This is a genomic window from Gottfriedia luciferensis, assembly GCF_002156865.1.
Classification (GTDB): domain Bacteria; phylum Bacillota; class Bacilli; order Bacillales; family Bacillaceae_G; genus Gottfriedia; species Gottfriedia luciferensis.
Genome location: NZ_NCTA01000020.1, coordinates 1 through 15090 on the forward strand (window position 1 = coordinate 1; position 15090 = coordinate 15090).

Here is a 15090-nt window from a genome sequence, read left to right on the forward strand (position 1 = left end):
GCCTGCGGGGTCTCAGCCTTTCCGCATCTCCCATAGGAGTCGAGCATTCTTCCGTTCCAATCAACTTATTGTTCAATAAAAGTATTCATAAAAATGGTATAAATATTCTTTACCTATAAAAATGATTAATCAGTTTAAACGACAAATTCAAAAAAGCATCGTCTTTTAAGATTTGAATTCATTTTTAAAAATTAGTATTTAATATTTTAACTAATGAAAAAGATCTAATAGTGATTTGAGTTTGATGGTGTTATAAATATTGCTCAGTACAGATTAACATTTCTCTTCATTAATCGATTATCAAACATACTAACTTTATTTCCTTTTTCATATTGTCTGATATATATTTCAACACTCTTAAAAAAAAGAATTCGAATTGAATTCGTTTTTAATTTGCCATTTTCAATAATCACTTCCAAATCGTCATATATTTTTTCCGGTACTTCAGATCTTCTTCTGTTTCGATTAATTCCAAAGCCTTTTGTTTAATTTCTTCATTCTTAAATGCATCATACAAATTTCTCATGCATTGAATAATATCATATCGTATTAATGTATAGTTTTTTTCTTCTCTACAATTTAAGAAACGATTTACAAGATGTTCAATCACAATCGCTCTTTGTTCAGGACCAGCTAATCCGACTCTCCATATTGACTGTAGAGTGTGCCTTGCAGTAACAAATTTTGGATCATAAGTAACTTTCCATATTTCAGAAAAATCATTTAGCATTCTTTTTTCAGGGTCACTAATCGCTAAATTTGATAAGAACTGTGCGGCCCTTGCTCTTTTATGATTACCTTTATGAGTTAGATCCGATTTTAATCGATCCCATACTTCATACGACCAATCCACTTTTTCTTTCGTAACCGAAATAATATAGTTAAACGCTTCATATTGTAAATTTTTATCTTTTGCTTCTAGATTATCAAAATAAATTTGAACTTTATTATCCATCTCACTACCTCTTTAAAATAGTAAATTGATCTTATTCCTCGATGATATCTTTCCCAAGCATTTCATTGCAATGAATAAAATTTTTTCCTTAGCTCTATTCATTATTTTTACTGATTTTCCACATACTAATCTACATATTTAAAGTTTTTTATTTGAAATGGAGCATATTTCCATTATCTAAGTAATCTTTAAGCCTATCATTTGGACTTATAGAGTCTTGCGCAAACGAGTTATAGCATTTGATTAACATATAAAATTCAATTAAACGTTTGTTTAATTTTCACTTACTTACATAAATTTAAATGGAGGAAATACGATCAATTAATTAATCAATGATCGCTATCAATTTCTTTTTAGAATGCTCTGTTTATGTTAATTGTTGATTTTTTACAAAAAACATATTTGAAAAAGATTTTATACAATTTAAAGACATTGATTGGAGTGGAAGGTGGGATAAATAAAAAGCAGGAAGAGCAGGCAGGCAGGGAAAGAAGAGGAAAACAAATTGAAATGAATACTGAAAGGAAATTAATTAAATTCTCTAAAGTCTTTTAATCTCTTTTCCTTTCTCTTTGATCCTGCCTAAAAAAATACCACTGGTGCATATCTTTCTATCACCAATGGCATTTATAATTATTTTTAAGATTTAACAGTTTCTACATTTGCCTCTTCAAAAGGCCAAGATGGAAGCATTTTTCTTAAAACTTTATCTTCTCTATAACCAAGATCATATTCAGCCTGCATAATTGTATGAACTTCTCGTGTTCCTTCATAAATTACCGGTGCTTTTGAGTTTCTTAAATAACGCTCTACCGGGAACTCATTAGAGAATCCATATGCACCATGGATTTGAACGGCATCATTCGCTGCTTCATTTGCCGCATTACAAGAAATCCATTTTGCAAGTGAAGTTTCTCTAGTATTGCGTTTCCCATTATTTTTTAACCAACCAGCCTTATAGACTAATAAACGAGAAATTTCAAGATTTGAAGACATTTTAGCAATCATTTGTTGAACTAATTGGTGTTTACCGATTTCTTTACCGAATGTTTTTCGCTCATGACAGTATTTTACACTCGCTTCAAGTGATGCTTGGATTAAACCACAAGCACCAGCCGCAACTGTAAATCGTCCATTATCTAAAGCTGACATTGCAATTTTAAATCCTTCACCTTCAAAGCCTAATAGATTTTCAGCAGGCACTCTCACATCGTCTAAAAATACTTCTCCAGTATTCCCTGCTCTAATTCCCATTTTCCCTTTAATTGCTTTTGTAGAAACTCCTTCAAAATTACGTTCTACAATAAAGCAGGAAATTCCATGATGCTTTAATTCATGATTTGTCTTAGCAAAAATTAAGAAATGATCCGCTACATCACACAAAGAAATCCATGTTTTTGAACCGTTTAAAATATAACTATCGCCGTCTTTTACAGCTGTTGTCGCCATCGCTACTACATCAGAACCAGCATTCGGTTCCGTTAACCCAAATGCACCAATTTTCTTTCCTTCAGCCTGAGGTACTAAATACTTTTGCTTTTGCTCCTCTGTGCCCCATTGTAACAACGTCATACTATTTAAGCCTGTATGTACAGAAACTGCAGTACGAAAAGCTGTATCGCCACGCTCTAACTCTTCGCATACAATTGCTAATGTATTGTAATCCATTCCTACTCCACCGTATTGTTCAGGAATACAAACGCCCATTAATTGTAGCTCAGCAAGTCGCTTTAAAATATTTGCTTCAAAATGACCTTTTTCGTCCCATTCTTTAATAAAAGGGATAATCTCTCGATCTACAAAAGCCCTTACTACTTTCCTTACACTAATTTGTTCCTCAGTTAATGAAAAATCCATTCTTAATTCCTCCTCAAATCGTTTTATTTAATTTCATTTCTTCAATTTCAATTCGGGAATAACCAAGTTTGCTCATAACTTCTTCAGTATGTTCACCATGTAATGGCGGATGTCTCAATACTTCGATTGGTGTTTTTGATAATTTTAGTGGCGATCCAACAAGCTTTAGATCTTTTATAAGTGGATGTTTTACATCTAACACCATATCCCTCGATTTAGCTTGTTCGGACTGTAAAGCTTCACTCACATTATAGATTGGACCATTAGGGATTCCATGTTGATCTAATCGTTCTTTCCATTCATTTTTACTTTTCATTTTTAACTTATTTTGGATTAATTGCTCGATTTGTTTTCTATACTGTAGACGACTTGTATTCGTCTTGTATTTTTCATCTAATAAAGTTGGTTCTTCAATTAATTGAGCAAATCTCTTAAATTGTTCATCGTTACCAACCGCGATAACTAGCTCCCCGTCGCTTGTAGAAAAGACTTGGTAAGGAACTATATTCGGATGATAATTTCCCATTCGTTCAGGAATCATTCCACTACATAAATAATTACTAGCTACATTTACCAAAGCTGCTAATTGGGAGTCAAATAGAGAAATATCAACTTCTTGACACTCTCCAGTACGATTTCGATGCTGTAATGAAGCAAGAATTCCGATACACGTAAATAACCCTGTTAAAACGTCTGATATAGCAACTCCAACTTTTGTTGGCTCTGCCTCCTTCTCTCCAGTAATGCTCATTAAGCCTGACATCGCTTGAATGATATAATCATACCCTGGGAGACTTGAATTAGGTCCTTGACTACCAAATCCGCTAATTGAAGCTAGAATAATATCTTCTTTTATCGCTTTCATTTCCTCATATGAAAAGCCTAATTTTGCTAATGTTCCAGGTTTAAAATTTTGTACGACTACATCTGCATCTGAAATTAGCTTCCTTAAGATTTCCTTACCTTGTTCGCTTTTCAAGTTTAAGGTAATGCCTTGTTTATTACGATTTGCACACAAATAATAAGCGCTTTCATCTTCAACGAAAGGTGGCCCCCAACCTCTTGTTTCATCGCCATTATTTATACTTTCTATCTTTATTACCTCAGCCCCTAAATCCCCAAGGATCATTGTACAAAAGGGACCGGCTAGCACTCTGGTTAAATCAATGATTTTTACTCCATGTAATGCTCCCGGCAACTTATTCACCTCTATTAATCTAGTTAATAAGCCAGAAAAACGATCAAGTTTAACTGGCTTACAATTGCGCTTTTTATAAACAGTAGTTTTATTAGATTTCTATTCCAATTGAAATATATTTAACTTCTAAAAATTCTTCAATTCCGTAGTGGCCGCCTTCTCTTCCTAGACCGCTTTCTTTATATCCACCAAATGGAACTTGTACAGCTGATGGTAAAGCATCATTTAAACCAATAATTCCATATTCAAGTGCCTCAGTAATACGGAATGAACGACTTAAGTTTTCCGTATACACGTATGCAGCTAGACCATAATTTGAATTATTCGCTCTCTCGATTACTTCCGCTTCCGTTTTAAATGTAGCAATCGGAGCTAGTGGTCCAAATATTTCTTCCTTCATACAAGCCATTTCATCAGTAATTCCAGTTAAAATAGTTGGTGCATAATAGTAACCTGTTTCATCAGATGGCTTATTGCCACTAAATACTACTTTCCCACCGTTTTTTGTAGCATCTTCAACTAATGATTTCACTTTCTCTAGAGCAGAATTGTCAATTAGCGGGCCAACATCAATCCCTTCTTCTAGACCATTACCCACTTTTAACTTTTCTAGTTCTTTTGTAAATAACTCAGTAAATTGTTCTGCAACGCTTTCTTGTACATAAATACGATTCGTACAAATACAAGTTTGCCCAGCATTTCGGAATTTTGACTGAACTAAACCAACCGCTGCTTTTGATAAATCTGCATCGTCCATGACAATAAAAGGTGCATTTCCACCAAGCTCAAGAGATACTTTTTTAACATTCTCCGCTGCGTTTCTCATAAGCGTTTTACCAACTTCAGTTGAACCAGTAAATGTAATTTTTGTAACCCTTGGATCATTTAGCCAAACATCACCGATTTCTGACGATTTACCAGTGACAACATTAATTACACCTTTTGGAATTCCAGCTTCATGTGCGAGTTCTGCTAGTTTCAATGCTGTTAGTGGTGTTTGTGTTGCTGGTTTAATAACTGTTGTACATCCAGCTGCAAGAGCAGGAGCTACTTTTCGAGTAATCATAGCTGCTGGAAAATTCCAAGGAGTAATTGCTGCTACTACACCAACAGGCTCTTTTCTAACAAGAATTCGCTTATTGGGCTGAGACGCAGGAATTGTTTCTCCGTAAATTCGTTTACCTTCTTCAGCATACCAAGAGATAAATCCATTCGCATAAACAGTCTCACCAAGCGCTTCTTTTAAAGGCTTACCTTGTTCGATTGTCATTAATCTAGCGATTTCCTCTTTATTTTCATCAATTAGTCGGTACCAATTCATTAATAAATGATATCTTTCTTCCGCTGTCTTTTTTGACCAAGTTTTAAAAGCTGTATGAGCAGCATCAACTGCTAACTTAGCTTCGTATGTGCCACCTGTCGGAATTGCTCCTACTACCAATCCAGTTGCAGGATTTGTAACCTTTGTAAAATATTCATGATCAATACCAACCCAAGCTCCATCTATATACATTGGGTAGATTTCATATTTTTCTTTAATTTGGCTCATGAGTTTACCTCCAATTGAAATTCCGGTACCAATACAGCTTCAATTGACTCTCTTAAAATATCTAATCCTTCTTCAAGCTGCTCATTTGTAATTGTTAGCGGCATTAAAAGACGAATGACATTTCCAAATATTCCCGCGCTTAGTAACATTAATCCCCTATTGTTAGCTTCTTTAACGATTTTACCAACCGTTACTTTGTCAGGTGTTTTGTCCTTTTTATTCGTGACAATCTCCATTGCACACATTGCACCAATTCCGCGAATGTCTCCGATTTGTTCAAATCGACTAGCCCATTGGTTCATTTTTTCGTTCACTTTTTCTCCAATTTCAATCGCTCGATTATTTAATCCTTCTTCTTCAATAATATCTAGTACTGCTAAAGCCGCTTTACATCCCAGCGGACTTCCAGAGTATGTTCCACCTAATTCACCAATATCAGAAGCTTCCATTATTTCTTTTCTTCCGATAACGCCACTAATTGGTACCCCAGCGCCCATAGATTTTGAAATAGTAATTAAATCAGGCTCAATGCCAAAATGTTCAATTGCAAAATATTTACCAGTTCTAGCAAAACCAGTTTGGATTTCATCTGCAACAAATAAAATTCCATATTTCGTACAGATTTCTCTAACCTTTTTAACAAACTCAATATCTGGAACAATAAAGCCACCTTCACCTTGGATTGGTTCCATTACAACAGCAGCAATTGTTTCTGGTGCAACTTCTGCTATTAGGAACTGCTCAAACTGTTCAATGATGAATTTGCTATATTCTTGTTCGTTCATTTGATCAGGACGTCGATACGTATAAGGATATGGTGCTTTGTACACTTCAGGAGCAAAAGGTCCAAATCCGTATTTATAAGGCTTAACCTTACTTGTCATCGTCATTGTCATTAATGTTCGACCATGGAATCCTCTAGTAAAAGAAATGATTCCTTGACGCTTTGTATATTTACGTGCAATTTTAACAGCATTTTCAACAGCTTCAGCACCGCTATTAAAAAATGCTACTTGTTTATCAAAACTTCCAGGCGAAACCTCAGCTAATCTCTCTGCAAGTTGAATATATGATTCATACATCATGACATTAAATCCCGTATGAATATAATCGCCTACTTGGCTTTGAAGTGCTCTAACAACTTTAGGATGCGAATGTCCAACATTCAGCGTTCCAATCGCTCCTGCAAAGTCAATAAATGTATTTCCATCAATATCTTCAACAAGTGCACCATTTGCTCTTTTTACAAAAGCTTCACTATTATTGCTAATTCCTTTTGGAACGATTTTATTTCTTCGTGCAAGTAATTCTTGAGATTTTGGTCCTGGAATTGTCGTTTTGAGATTCACAAATTTACGATCTGCCATTATTACACCATCCTATCTAGAATAATTAACGTATTTGATCATTTTTTGACTGTAATCAAAGTATGTCATGCTTATAAATGGCATGACATACTCAAATTTGAAACAAAGTCATATGCATCTGATTTCAGGCTGATTAAAAATACTTATCTCACGAGGAGTGGAGTTACCTAAAACGGTAATCAGCACCGCCCATCCAACAAAGAAAGGATCTGCCTGAGCACATTATGTGCAAAAAAATCATTGATGCTAATGAACAGATTAAGCTTTAATTGTAGATAAAATCTCTTTAAATGTGCTTACTACAGTATCAACTTCTTCATAGCTAATCTTTAATGAAGGCTCAATACGAATTGTTTTTGAATTGATTAATGTACCAGCAACTAAGATACCTTTATCGAACATACCTTTAGAAACCTCATAGCCAATTTCATCTTGATGGAACTCAATTCCAATCATTAATCCTTGACCACGAATTTCTAAAACCTTATCTTCATGTCCTTTTGCTGCTTCTTTTAATTGATCCAAGAAGTAAGCTCCAACTACTTCTGCTCTTTCAGGTAACTTTTCTTCAAGTAGCACGCTAATTGTAGCGATTGCAGCAGCACATGCTAATGGATTTCCACCAAATGTTGTTGTATGCATAAATGGATTTGGGAACCAGCTTTTAAATACTTCTTCTTTTGCAACAACTGCACCAGCTGGCATTACTCCTCCACCAAACGCTTTTGCAAGACAGATAATGTCTGGAACAACTTCATATAAATCAGCAGCAAACATTTTACCTGTACGACCCATACCTGTTTGAACTTCATCAAAAATTAATAAAGATCCGTACTCATCACATAGCTCACGTACTTCTTTTAAATAGTTTGGTGGAGGAAGAATAATTCCGCCCTCACCTTGAATTGGCTCAAGGATAACTGCAGCAACATCCTCACCTACTAATGAGCATGTTTCAAATGTTTTTCTCATCATGTCAATATCACCAAATGGAACATGACGGAATCCTGGAATCAGTGGTAAAAACGGTTTACGGAACATGCCTTTTGCAGTACCTGATAAAGCACCTAAGCTTTTTCCATGAAATGCTTTTGTTGTTGAAATAAATGTTGTGCGTTCGCTATACATTTTTGCAAGCTTTAATGCTGCTTCCACACTTTCAGTACCACTATTTGTAAAGAAAGCGTATTTTAAATCCCCAGGAGTAATTTCTGCTAAAATTTTTGCAAGCATCGCACGTAATGGATCTAATAAATCCTGACTATGAAGCGCTTGTCTTTTTAATTGATCTGTAACTGCTTTTACAACTTTTGGATGACGGTGCCCTACATTGTAGATTCCGAATCCGCCTAGACAGTCAATGTACTCTTTACCGTTAACGTCTTTAAAGCAAGAACCGCTATCAGACCATTCTACAGATGCAAATTGCCCGCCTTCTGTAACAGTTTTACGGTAAGCAAGAAAACCTGGATTTACATGCTCTCTAAAACCATCTACTGTTTCTTTTGTAATCCATGCTGCGTCTTCTTCTGTAACAGTCTCTTTTTCAATTAAACTTAAAACTTTATTAATGTACTCGGTTACATTTTTTTCTTCACTTTTTAATTCGTTTTGTAAATTGATACTCATTTTGTCCACTCCTAATTGTCGTTTTCGTTTTTTATTCTGCAAACCAACCGATTGGTTCAACTTGTAAATTAATGTTAATTTGTTTAATTTCTTGGAATTCTTCTAAACCAAATGTTCCAAGACTACGACCTACTCCACTTTGCTTATAGCCACCCCAAGGTGCTTCATTATAAGTTGGATGATAAGCGTTAATCCAAGTAATACCAGAGCGTAGCTTTTTAATTACTCTTAAAGCTTTAGCGCCGTCCTTACTAAATACCGCTCCCGCTAAACCGTAAACAGTTCCGTTCGCTAGTGTTATTGCTTCCTCTTCAGACTTAAACTTTTGGATACAAACTACTGGACCAAAAATTTCTTCTTGAACGATCCGCATGTTTTGGTCAACATCTACAAAAACTGTTGGTTCAACAAAGTATCCCTTCTCTAAACCATTTTTCAAGATGCGATTACCGCCGCACGCAACTCTTGCGCCTTCTTCTTTACCGATTTCAATATAGCTTAATACTTTTTCTAAATGTTCTTTACTTACAAGTGGTCCCATTTCATTTTCTGCTACATTACCTGGGCCAACTTTAATTTTTTGCGCACGCTCAACAAATCGATCAACGAATCGATCATAAATTGATTCTTCAACTAAAATTCTCGATCCTGATGAACATACCTGACCTGAACCTGCATAAATTCCAAAAAGAGCATAGTCTACAGCAGTTTCAAAATCTGCATCAGCAAAAATAATATTAGGAGATTTCCCACCTAGCTCTAGAGATACTTTTTTCATCGTATCAGCCGCTGTTTTCATAATATGTTTTCCAGTTTTTGTTCCACCTGTAAATGAAATCATATCCACATCAGGATTCGCTGAAATCTCGTTTCCAACTACTGGTCCTGCACCCATCACCATATTTGCAACACCACTTGGTAGACCAACCTCTTCAAAAATCTCAAATAATTTCTTAGGAGTTACTGGTGTTACTTCTGATGGTTTGAAAACAATTGTATTACCCGCCGCTAAAGCTGGAGCAATTTTCCAAACGCTCATTAACAAAGGATAATTCCAAGGTACAATTAATCCACAAACTCCAACTGGCTCACGAACAACCATTGCTTGCATTGGATCTGCTACATGATACGTGTATCCATCTGGCTTTGTAATTAATCCTGCATAGTAACGGAAGCACGCCGCAGCGTCAGCTACATCATAGCCTGCTTCACGATTTGTTTTTCCGTTATCTAGTGTTTCAAGCTGTGTTAATTCATCTTGATACTCTTCTATTTTGTCTGCAATTTTAAACAAATAAGTTGCTCTCTCTTGAGCTGATAAATCTGACCATCGACCGTCATTAAATGCTTTACGAGCAACATCAATTGCTTCTTTCGCATCTTCTATTGTTCCTTCTGGAGCATATGCAATAATTTCTCCAGTTGCTGGGTTAATAACAGGGCGTTTCTCATGATTGCTAGAATCTTTCCATTCACCATTAATAAACATCTTTAAATCAATTGTTTTAAATTGAACATCGATCATTGTGAATAAACCCTCCTTAATTTCTTAACAATCTAATAGATTGCAAGAACTGTGCCAATTTGTTTTTCCAAGGTTAATAGGGTTTTGACTGAATAATCTGTACGATTCTTATTCATTTTTGCATAACACTATTACTCCATGCATAACTCCTTAAATCCGAACCAGGGAAGAATAAAAAAGGCAGGGAACACTAAAGTCTCTTAATCTCTTTTTCCCTCTCCTTATTCCTACCCTTAATGCAGAGTTAAATAATAAAAAATATAAGTTCTAATGTTTTATTAAAATGTTTTAAAACGATTGCTGTAAATCAACATAATGAGAATATTCGTTGCATAGGCTAGAACACCATGAAAGGAGGAAAAAATATGTTACTAGCTGGGACGTGTATTGCAGTGGGGCTAATTATCATATTCATGGCATTTGGAATTACAAAGGATCAAGTTGGTATGAGAGAAGTAATCGAAAGTAAGATTGATAATGTAGGAGATTTGGAGAAATAAAGAAAACCCGCCGATTGGCGAGCCTTTGCACTTATACTTTATCTCTAAAATTAGCAACTACGCAGAGTTTTCTCCACCGTTGCTAATTATAAAAGTAAAAAACGCACCCATTGTGCGTTTTTTTAACTTCTATATCCTATTTAAAAGACATAGAATCATTAATTAAATTCTTTTCGTTCATTATTTTTTGATACTTGCGGCTAACTGAAGATTGACTAATGCCCAATACTTGTGCGGCTTTCGTTGTTGTTTTATATTGTTTCATTGCAAGCACGATTAGCTGTTCTTCTACATGATCAATAGCTTCTTGAAGAGGAATGACTTTACTTATGATTGGTTTAGATTTATTGAAATCGTAACTATTTGGTAGGAGCTGATTAACATCTTCTGCATTAATGAGTTGTTCATCCGCTGAAACGACTAATCTTTCAATAATATTTTGAAGCTCTCTGACATTTCCTGGCCATGAGTAAAATTCTAAAACATTAATTGCATCTGGCGTAAGGTGAAAGCTCTTATTATATTTATCATTTAATTGTTGTAAGAAATGGAAAGCCAGTAAGGAAATATCTTCAATTCTTTCTCTTAGCGGAGGAATATTTAAAGGAATAACATTTAATCGATAATACAGATCCTCCCTAAATGTCCGTTCTTCTACCATTTTTTCTAATTTCTTATTTGTAGCCGCAATAATTTGGACATTTACTTTAATCGGCTTTGTACTTCCTATTGGAATTACCTCTTGTTCTTGCAGAACTCTAAGTAGCTTAACTTGTAAATGCAATGGCATTTCACCAATTTCATCTAAAAATAAAACACCTTCATCTGCCTGCTTAAAGTATCCGTCTTTATTTTGATCTGCTCCTGTAAAAGCTCCTTTAATATAGCCAAACAGCTCACTTTCAAGGAGGTTTTCAGGTATCGCACCACAATTAAGTTTCAAAAATGGTTTTGAAGAACGATTTCCTAGTTGATGTATAGCTTGTGCAATAACTTCTTTCCCTACTCCAGACTCTCCATGTAACAAAACTGTTGAAGAAAAGTCAGCAATTTTTTTTGCCTGATTAATGATTTGCTCCATTTTAGGACTACAGTAAATTAATTTTTTTATAAAACGATCCTTGCTCTTAATATCATCGAGTTCCTTTTTATATTGCTCTGAAATTTTCTTAATTTCCTTTAACTCGGTTTTAAGTCGTGATGTTTCAGTAATATCCCTTGAAGCAATAATAATTCGATCAATTTCCATATTCTCATCAAATACTGGATTTCCTACTGCAAGAACTTTACGTCCATTAATTGTTTCTTGAACGATCGATACCTTTTTCTTTTTTTCCAAAACTAATTTTGTAACAGATGGTGTAAAGAGCCCTTGGTTTTCAAACTCTAATATACTTTTTCCAAGTAAATCCTTTAAATCAACGTTCCAAAATCCAGGGATTATATTCTCACTGTAACGAATCAACTCACCTTTATGATTCACCACAAGAATTTCATCATAAATACTTGATAAAATAGCATTCAAATCTTTATTTAAATCTTTAACATACTCAATCTCAGAGGCCATGTCTTCAACCATTGGTAGATCTTGTACAACAACAATTACACCTTCAACTTCATTATCAACAAAAATCGGGCTATAATCGACAAGAACCCCCATATCGTCATTTATTTGAAGTTGATTAAGAATCGTTTTCCCCGAAGTAAATACATGGTCAATTTGTTCACCACTAAAAATAGTTTCTGCTTTTGTATTGATCACTTTTTCCGACGTTGACTTAATCATTTTTAATCCAGCGTCATTACAATTAATAATCATTTTATCTTTATCAACTACAAAAGTTCCCATTGGAATCGATGTTAAAATACTCTTTAATAAATCTACACTTTTATTTTCTTGTTTAAATAGCTCCGCCAATATATCCTCACGACGTATGTACCCTACTGGATTGCCGTCTTCTTCTTTTACAATCGAGATTGGTTCACCAATAATTTGAAATAGAACCGTTAACGAAATTTGCCCACTTAATCGAGAAATACTATTAATTGATTGGGAACAATTAATAATCTTTGATAATGCTATATTTTGTTTTTTATCATTTCCTTGAATAATATTATTTAATTGAACATAACTGGTAATTTTGTTTTGCTTGCTTAAAAATAGAAAGGGTTCATTTATATTAGATAAATCGATTTCATCATTTTCCTTAAACTGATCGAGATTTAATGTAATAACTGGTCTAATTTGTTTCTCGTTTAATAAAAACATTTATTTCCCCCCTTATGTCTAACCTATTATAACTATTTTAACAGAATTTTTGAATTTATTTTAAAAATCTAAAATTAGAATTGTCTAATCTGTTCTGTTATTTGGCTTTCATACTTTGAAATTATGCAAACAAACAGAAAGAAAGGGCAGTCTCATAAGTCTATTTGACAAGAGATGCCCCTTAAAATATTTAAAAAATAGTATGTTTTAATTAGAGCGAAAGGATGATCAATTTATATAGGACCTGTGAACAGCCTCAAAACGTTAACGTGATCTCACCTGTTCTTAATTTACTCTGTTCCTTTTCCCTGCATTTCTCTTTCTTTCCTAAAACCTGCTCTTATTAATCACTAGCAGTCACAAACAAATCTTCTTTAACAAAAGCAAGGACCATTCCAGGTACTACTTTATCTCCTTGTGAGACTTCTAGTGAAACAATTTCGCCGCTTATCCCTTGGTGAATAACTCTCGTGTTTCCGTCAGAAGTTTTAATATAGAATAAAGGCTCCCATTCATAAATTCTAGAATCTTTTTCAATAGCTGTTCGCTCAACTATCCCATGGTAGTCACTCACAATGACTCCAAAATACATATAGATCATTCCTTTCGGGGAAAAAATAAGGCAATTTAATATTGTTCGTTAAATTGTTTTGATTGCAATACTAAACTAAAGAAATTCTGAATTTCTAGAATATCCTCTTCTGCAATACCTAGTTTAGGAGCCCAATAATGTTCCGAATTAATATCTTCTGCACATAATAGCGCCATTCTACTAGACTGAATTGATGTAACCATTGATTTACCATGAAAGTGATTTGAAAAAGCAATCGACAAATCATATCGATTATTCTGTGTTAATAAACAATAATGGTGTACAAGCTGTCTTTCAGTTTCTTCAGAAATAATATCAATCATTCTAATCTCTCCCTTTATTTAGTATTTTACCCAGCCTCTCAAACGACAAGCTTCAGCAATTTTTCGAATTCCTACGATGTATGCAGCTATTTTCATATTCACTTTATATTTTTGTGAACTTTTATAAACTTTTAAGAAGCTATCTGTCATTTTTTCTTTTAAACGCTCATCTACAATACTTTCTGTCCAATAATAACCTTGCATATTTTGACACCATTCAAAATATGAAACAATTACTCCACCTGAATTAGCTAAAATATCTGGAACTACCAAAATATCTTTTTCATCAAGAATTTCTAAAGCTTCTTTTGTAGTTGGACCATTTGCTGCTTCAACTATAAATTTGCAATTTAATTTATGTGCATTACGATTGTTGATCACACCACTTATTGCAGCTGGTATTAAAACATCACATTCTTTTTCTAATAGTTCCTGATTAGAGATCGCATTTTTAAATAAGTTGGAAACAACTCCAAATGAATCTCTATTATCTAAAAGATATGGAATGTCTAAACCTTTAGGGTCATAAATGCCACCAAGTACATCTGATATTCCAACAACCTTAGCCCCAGCTTCATATAAATATTGAGCTAAGTAGCTACCAACATTTCCAAATCCTTGGATAATAACCTTCATATTTTTAATTTCAATTTTCTTTAATTCACTTATTAACTCAAGAGCATAAAATACTCCCTTTGATGTTGCTGTTTCACGGCCTACTGATCCACCTAAAGTTAGTGGTTTACCCGTAATAAAGCTCGGTGAATCAAATTCTCTTATGTGGTCGTATTCATCAAGCATCCATGCCATTACTTGAGCATTTGTATACATATCCGGTGCCGGAATATCTTTTGTCGGCCCTACGATTTGGCTTACTGCTCTTACGTAACCTCTACTTAATTTTTCAAGTTCATTCATACTTAAAAGTCTCGGATCGCAAACAACTCCACCTTTTGCTCCACCGTAAGGTAAATCAGTAATACTACATTTTAGACTCATCCATCCTGCTAATGCTTTAACTTCCTCTGGCGTTACGTCAGGATGAAATCTGATTCCACCTTTTGTAGGTCCTAAAGCGTCATTATGTTGAGCTCGGTATCCTTGAAAAACCTTCGTCTCACCATTATCCATTTGAACTGGTATATTAAATTCTAAAAATCTCATTGGTGATTTAAGAAAATCAAATACTTGGCTTGGATAGTTCATGATTTTAATTGCTTCATTTAATGTTTCCCTAAATTCTTGAAGAGAATCATCTACTTCATTCTGTTCACCAATTTTTTCAATCTGTCCTACCTCAGTTGAGTTTGCACTCATCTTATACAC

The 15090-nt window shown here is 34.4% G+C and carries 13 protein-coding genes; 2 read left to right on the top strand and 11 right to left on the bottom strand.

What is annotated here, in order from left to right; all coding sequences use genetic code 11:
* Positions 1 to 409: 409 nt before the first annotated feature.
* Positions 410 to 955: a hypothetical protein gene (locus tag B7R67_RS14000; RefSeq protein WP_088071425.1), complete on the bottom strand. Its 546-nt coding sequence runs from the start codon at positions 953 to 955 to the stop codon at positions 410 to 412.
* A gap of 369 nt (positions 956 to 1324) precedes the next feature.
* On the opposite strand from B7R67_RS14000, the gene B7R67_RS14005 reads away from it, so the two are divergent.
* On the top strand, positions 1325 to 1510 hold the full coding sequence (locus tag B7R67_RS14005; protein WP_088071427.1) for a hypothetical protein: 186 nt from the start codon (positions 1325 to 1327) through the stop codon (positions 1508 to 1510).
* A gap of 84 nt (positions 1511 to 1594) precedes the next feature.
* Here the strand turns inward: B7R67_RS14005 and B7R67_RS14010 are convergent, their stop codons facing one another.
* The 6 genes from B7R67_RS14010 to B7R67_RS14035 form a co-directional block, all read right to left on the bottom strand.
* A complete protein-coding gene (locus tag B7R67_RS14010; protein ID WP_088071429.1) occupies positions 1595 to 2812 on the bottom strand; it encodes an acyl-CoA dehydrogenase family protein in 1218 nt (405 codons plus the stop codon).
* 13 nt (positions 2813 to 2825) lie between these two features.
* Positions 2826 to 4010 (bottom strand): CaiB/BaiF CoA transferase family protein, encoded by a 1185-nt coding sequence (locus tag B7R67_RS14015; protein WP_088071431.1) that lies wholly within the window; start codon positions 4008 to 4010, stop codon positions 2826 to 2828.
* 91 nt (positions 4011 to 4101) lie between these two features.
* Positions 4102 to 5559, bottom strand: coding sequence for an NAD-dependent succinate-semialdehyde dehydrogenase (locus B7R67_RS14020; protein ID WP_088071433.1), 1458 nt, complete (start codon positions 5557 to 5559; stop codon positions 4102 to 4104).
* A complete protein-coding gene (gene gabT, locus B7R67_RS14025; protein ID WP_088071435.1) occupies positions 5556 to 6926 on the bottom strand; it encodes a 4-aminobutyrate--2-oxoglutarate transaminase in 1371 nt (456 codons plus the stop codon). The genes B7R67_RS14020 and gabT overlap by 4 nt, the downstream gene beginning before the upstream one ends.
* A 258-nt stretch (positions 6927 to 7184) precedes the next feature.
* Positions 7185 to 8555 (bottom strand): putrescine aminotransferase, encoded by a 1371-nt coding sequence (locus B7R67_RS14030; protein WP_088071437.1) that lies wholly within the window; start codon positions 8553 to 8555, stop codon positions 7185 to 7187.
* 31 nt (positions 8556 to 8586) lie between these two features.
* Complete coding sequence (locus B7R67_RS14035; RefSeq protein WP_088071439.1) at positions 8587 to 10080, bottom strand: aldehyde dehydrogenase family protein; 1494 nt, start codon at positions 10078 to 10080, stop codon at positions 8587 to 8589.
* 365 nt (positions 10081 to 10445) lie between these two features.
* On the opposite strand from B7R67_RS14035, the gene B7R67_RS22680 reads away from it, so the two are divergent.
* Entirely contained in the window at positions 10446 to 10580 is a 135-nt protein-coding gene (locus tag B7R67_RS22680) for a hypothetical protein (protein ID WP_268876037.1), read from the top strand.
* A gap of 136 nt (positions 10581 to 10716) precedes the next feature.
* Here B7R67_RS22680 and B7R67_RS14040 read toward each other — a convergent pair whose 3' ends face one another.
* From B7R67_RS14040 to B7R67_RS14055, 4 genes are all read right to left on the bottom strand, one after another.
* The gene (locus B7R67_RS14040) at positions 10717 to 12849 is read right to left on the bottom strand and encodes a sigma 54-interacting transcriptional regulator (protein ID WP_088071441.1); all 2133 of its coding nucleotides are present in this window, start codon (positions 12847 to 12849) and stop codon (positions 10717 to 10719) included.
* Between the two features lie 343 nt (positions 12850 to 13192).
* Positions 13193 to 13441: a hypothetical protein gene (locus tag B7R67_RS14045; RefSeq protein WP_088071443.1), complete on the bottom strand. Its 249-nt coding sequence runs from the start codon at positions 13439 to 13441 to the stop codon at positions 13193 to 13195.
* Positions 13442 to 13476: 35 nt separating this feature from the next.
* Positions 13477 to 13764 (bottom strand): SAV0927 family protein, encoded by a 288-nt coding sequence (locus tag B7R67_RS14050; protein ID WP_088071445.1) that lies wholly within the window; start codon positions 13762 to 13764, stop codon positions 13477 to 13479.
* Positions 13765 to 13782: 18 nt separating this feature from the next.
* Positions 13783 to 15081, bottom strand: coding sequence for a Glu/Leu/Phe/Val family dehydrogenase (locus B7R67_RS14055; RefSeq protein WP_088071447.1), 1299 nt, complete (start codon positions 15079 to 15081; stop codon positions 13783 to 13785).
* Between the last annotated feature and the right edge of the window lie 9 nt (positions 15082 to 15090).

Excerpts from the sequence above, each read along its gene's own strand:
- B7R67_RS14000 (WP_088071425.1), bottom strand. The coding sequence starts at position 955 with ATGGATAATAAAGTTCAAATTTATTTTGATAATCTAGAAGCAAAAGAT.
- B7R67_RS14005 (WP_088071427.1), top strand. The coding sequence starts at position 1,325 with ATGTTAATTGTTGATTTTTTACAAAAAACATATTTGAAAAAGATTTTA.
- B7R67_RS14010 (WP_088071429.1), bottom strand. The coding sequence starts at position 2,812 with ATGGATTTTTCATTAACTGAGGAACAAATTAGTGTAAGGAAAGTAGTA.
- B7R67_RS14020 (WP_088071433.1), bottom strand. The coding sequence starts at position 5,559 with ATGAGCCAAATTAAAGAAAAATATGAAATCTACCCAATGTATATAGAT.
- gabT (WP_088071435.1), bottom strand. The coding sequence starts at position 6,926 with ATGGCAGATCGTAAATTTGTGAATCTCAAAACGACAATTCCAGGACCA.
- B7R67_RS14030 (WP_088071437.1), bottom strand. The coding sequence starts at position 8,555 with ATGAGTATCAATTTACAAAACGAATTAAAAAGTGAAGAAAAAAATGTA.
- B7R67_RS14035 (WP_088071439.1), bottom strand. The coding sequence starts at position 10,080 with ATGATCGATGTTCAATTTAAAACAATTGATTTAAAGATGTTTATTAAT.
- B7R67_RS22680 (WP_268876037.1), top strand. The coding sequence starts at position 10,446 with ATGTTACTAGCTGGGACGTGTATTGCAGTGGGGCTAATTATCATATTC.
- B7R67_RS14040 (WP_088071441.1), bottom strand. The coding sequence starts at position 12,849 with ATGTTTTTATTAAACGAGAAACAAATTAGACCAGTTATTACATTAAAT.
- B7R67_RS14045 (WP_088071443.1), bottom strand. The coding sequence starts at position 13,441 with ATGTATTTTGGAGTCATTGTGAGTGACTACCATGGGATAGTTGAGCGA.
- B7R67_RS14050 (WP_088071445.1), bottom strand. The coding sequence starts at position 13,764 with ATGATTGATATTATTTCTGAAGAAACTGAAAGACAGCTTGTACACCAT.
- B7R67_RS14055 (WP_088071447.1), bottom strand. The coding sequence starts at position 15,081 with ATGAGTGCAAACTCAACTGAGGTAGGACAGATTGAAAAAATTGGTGAA.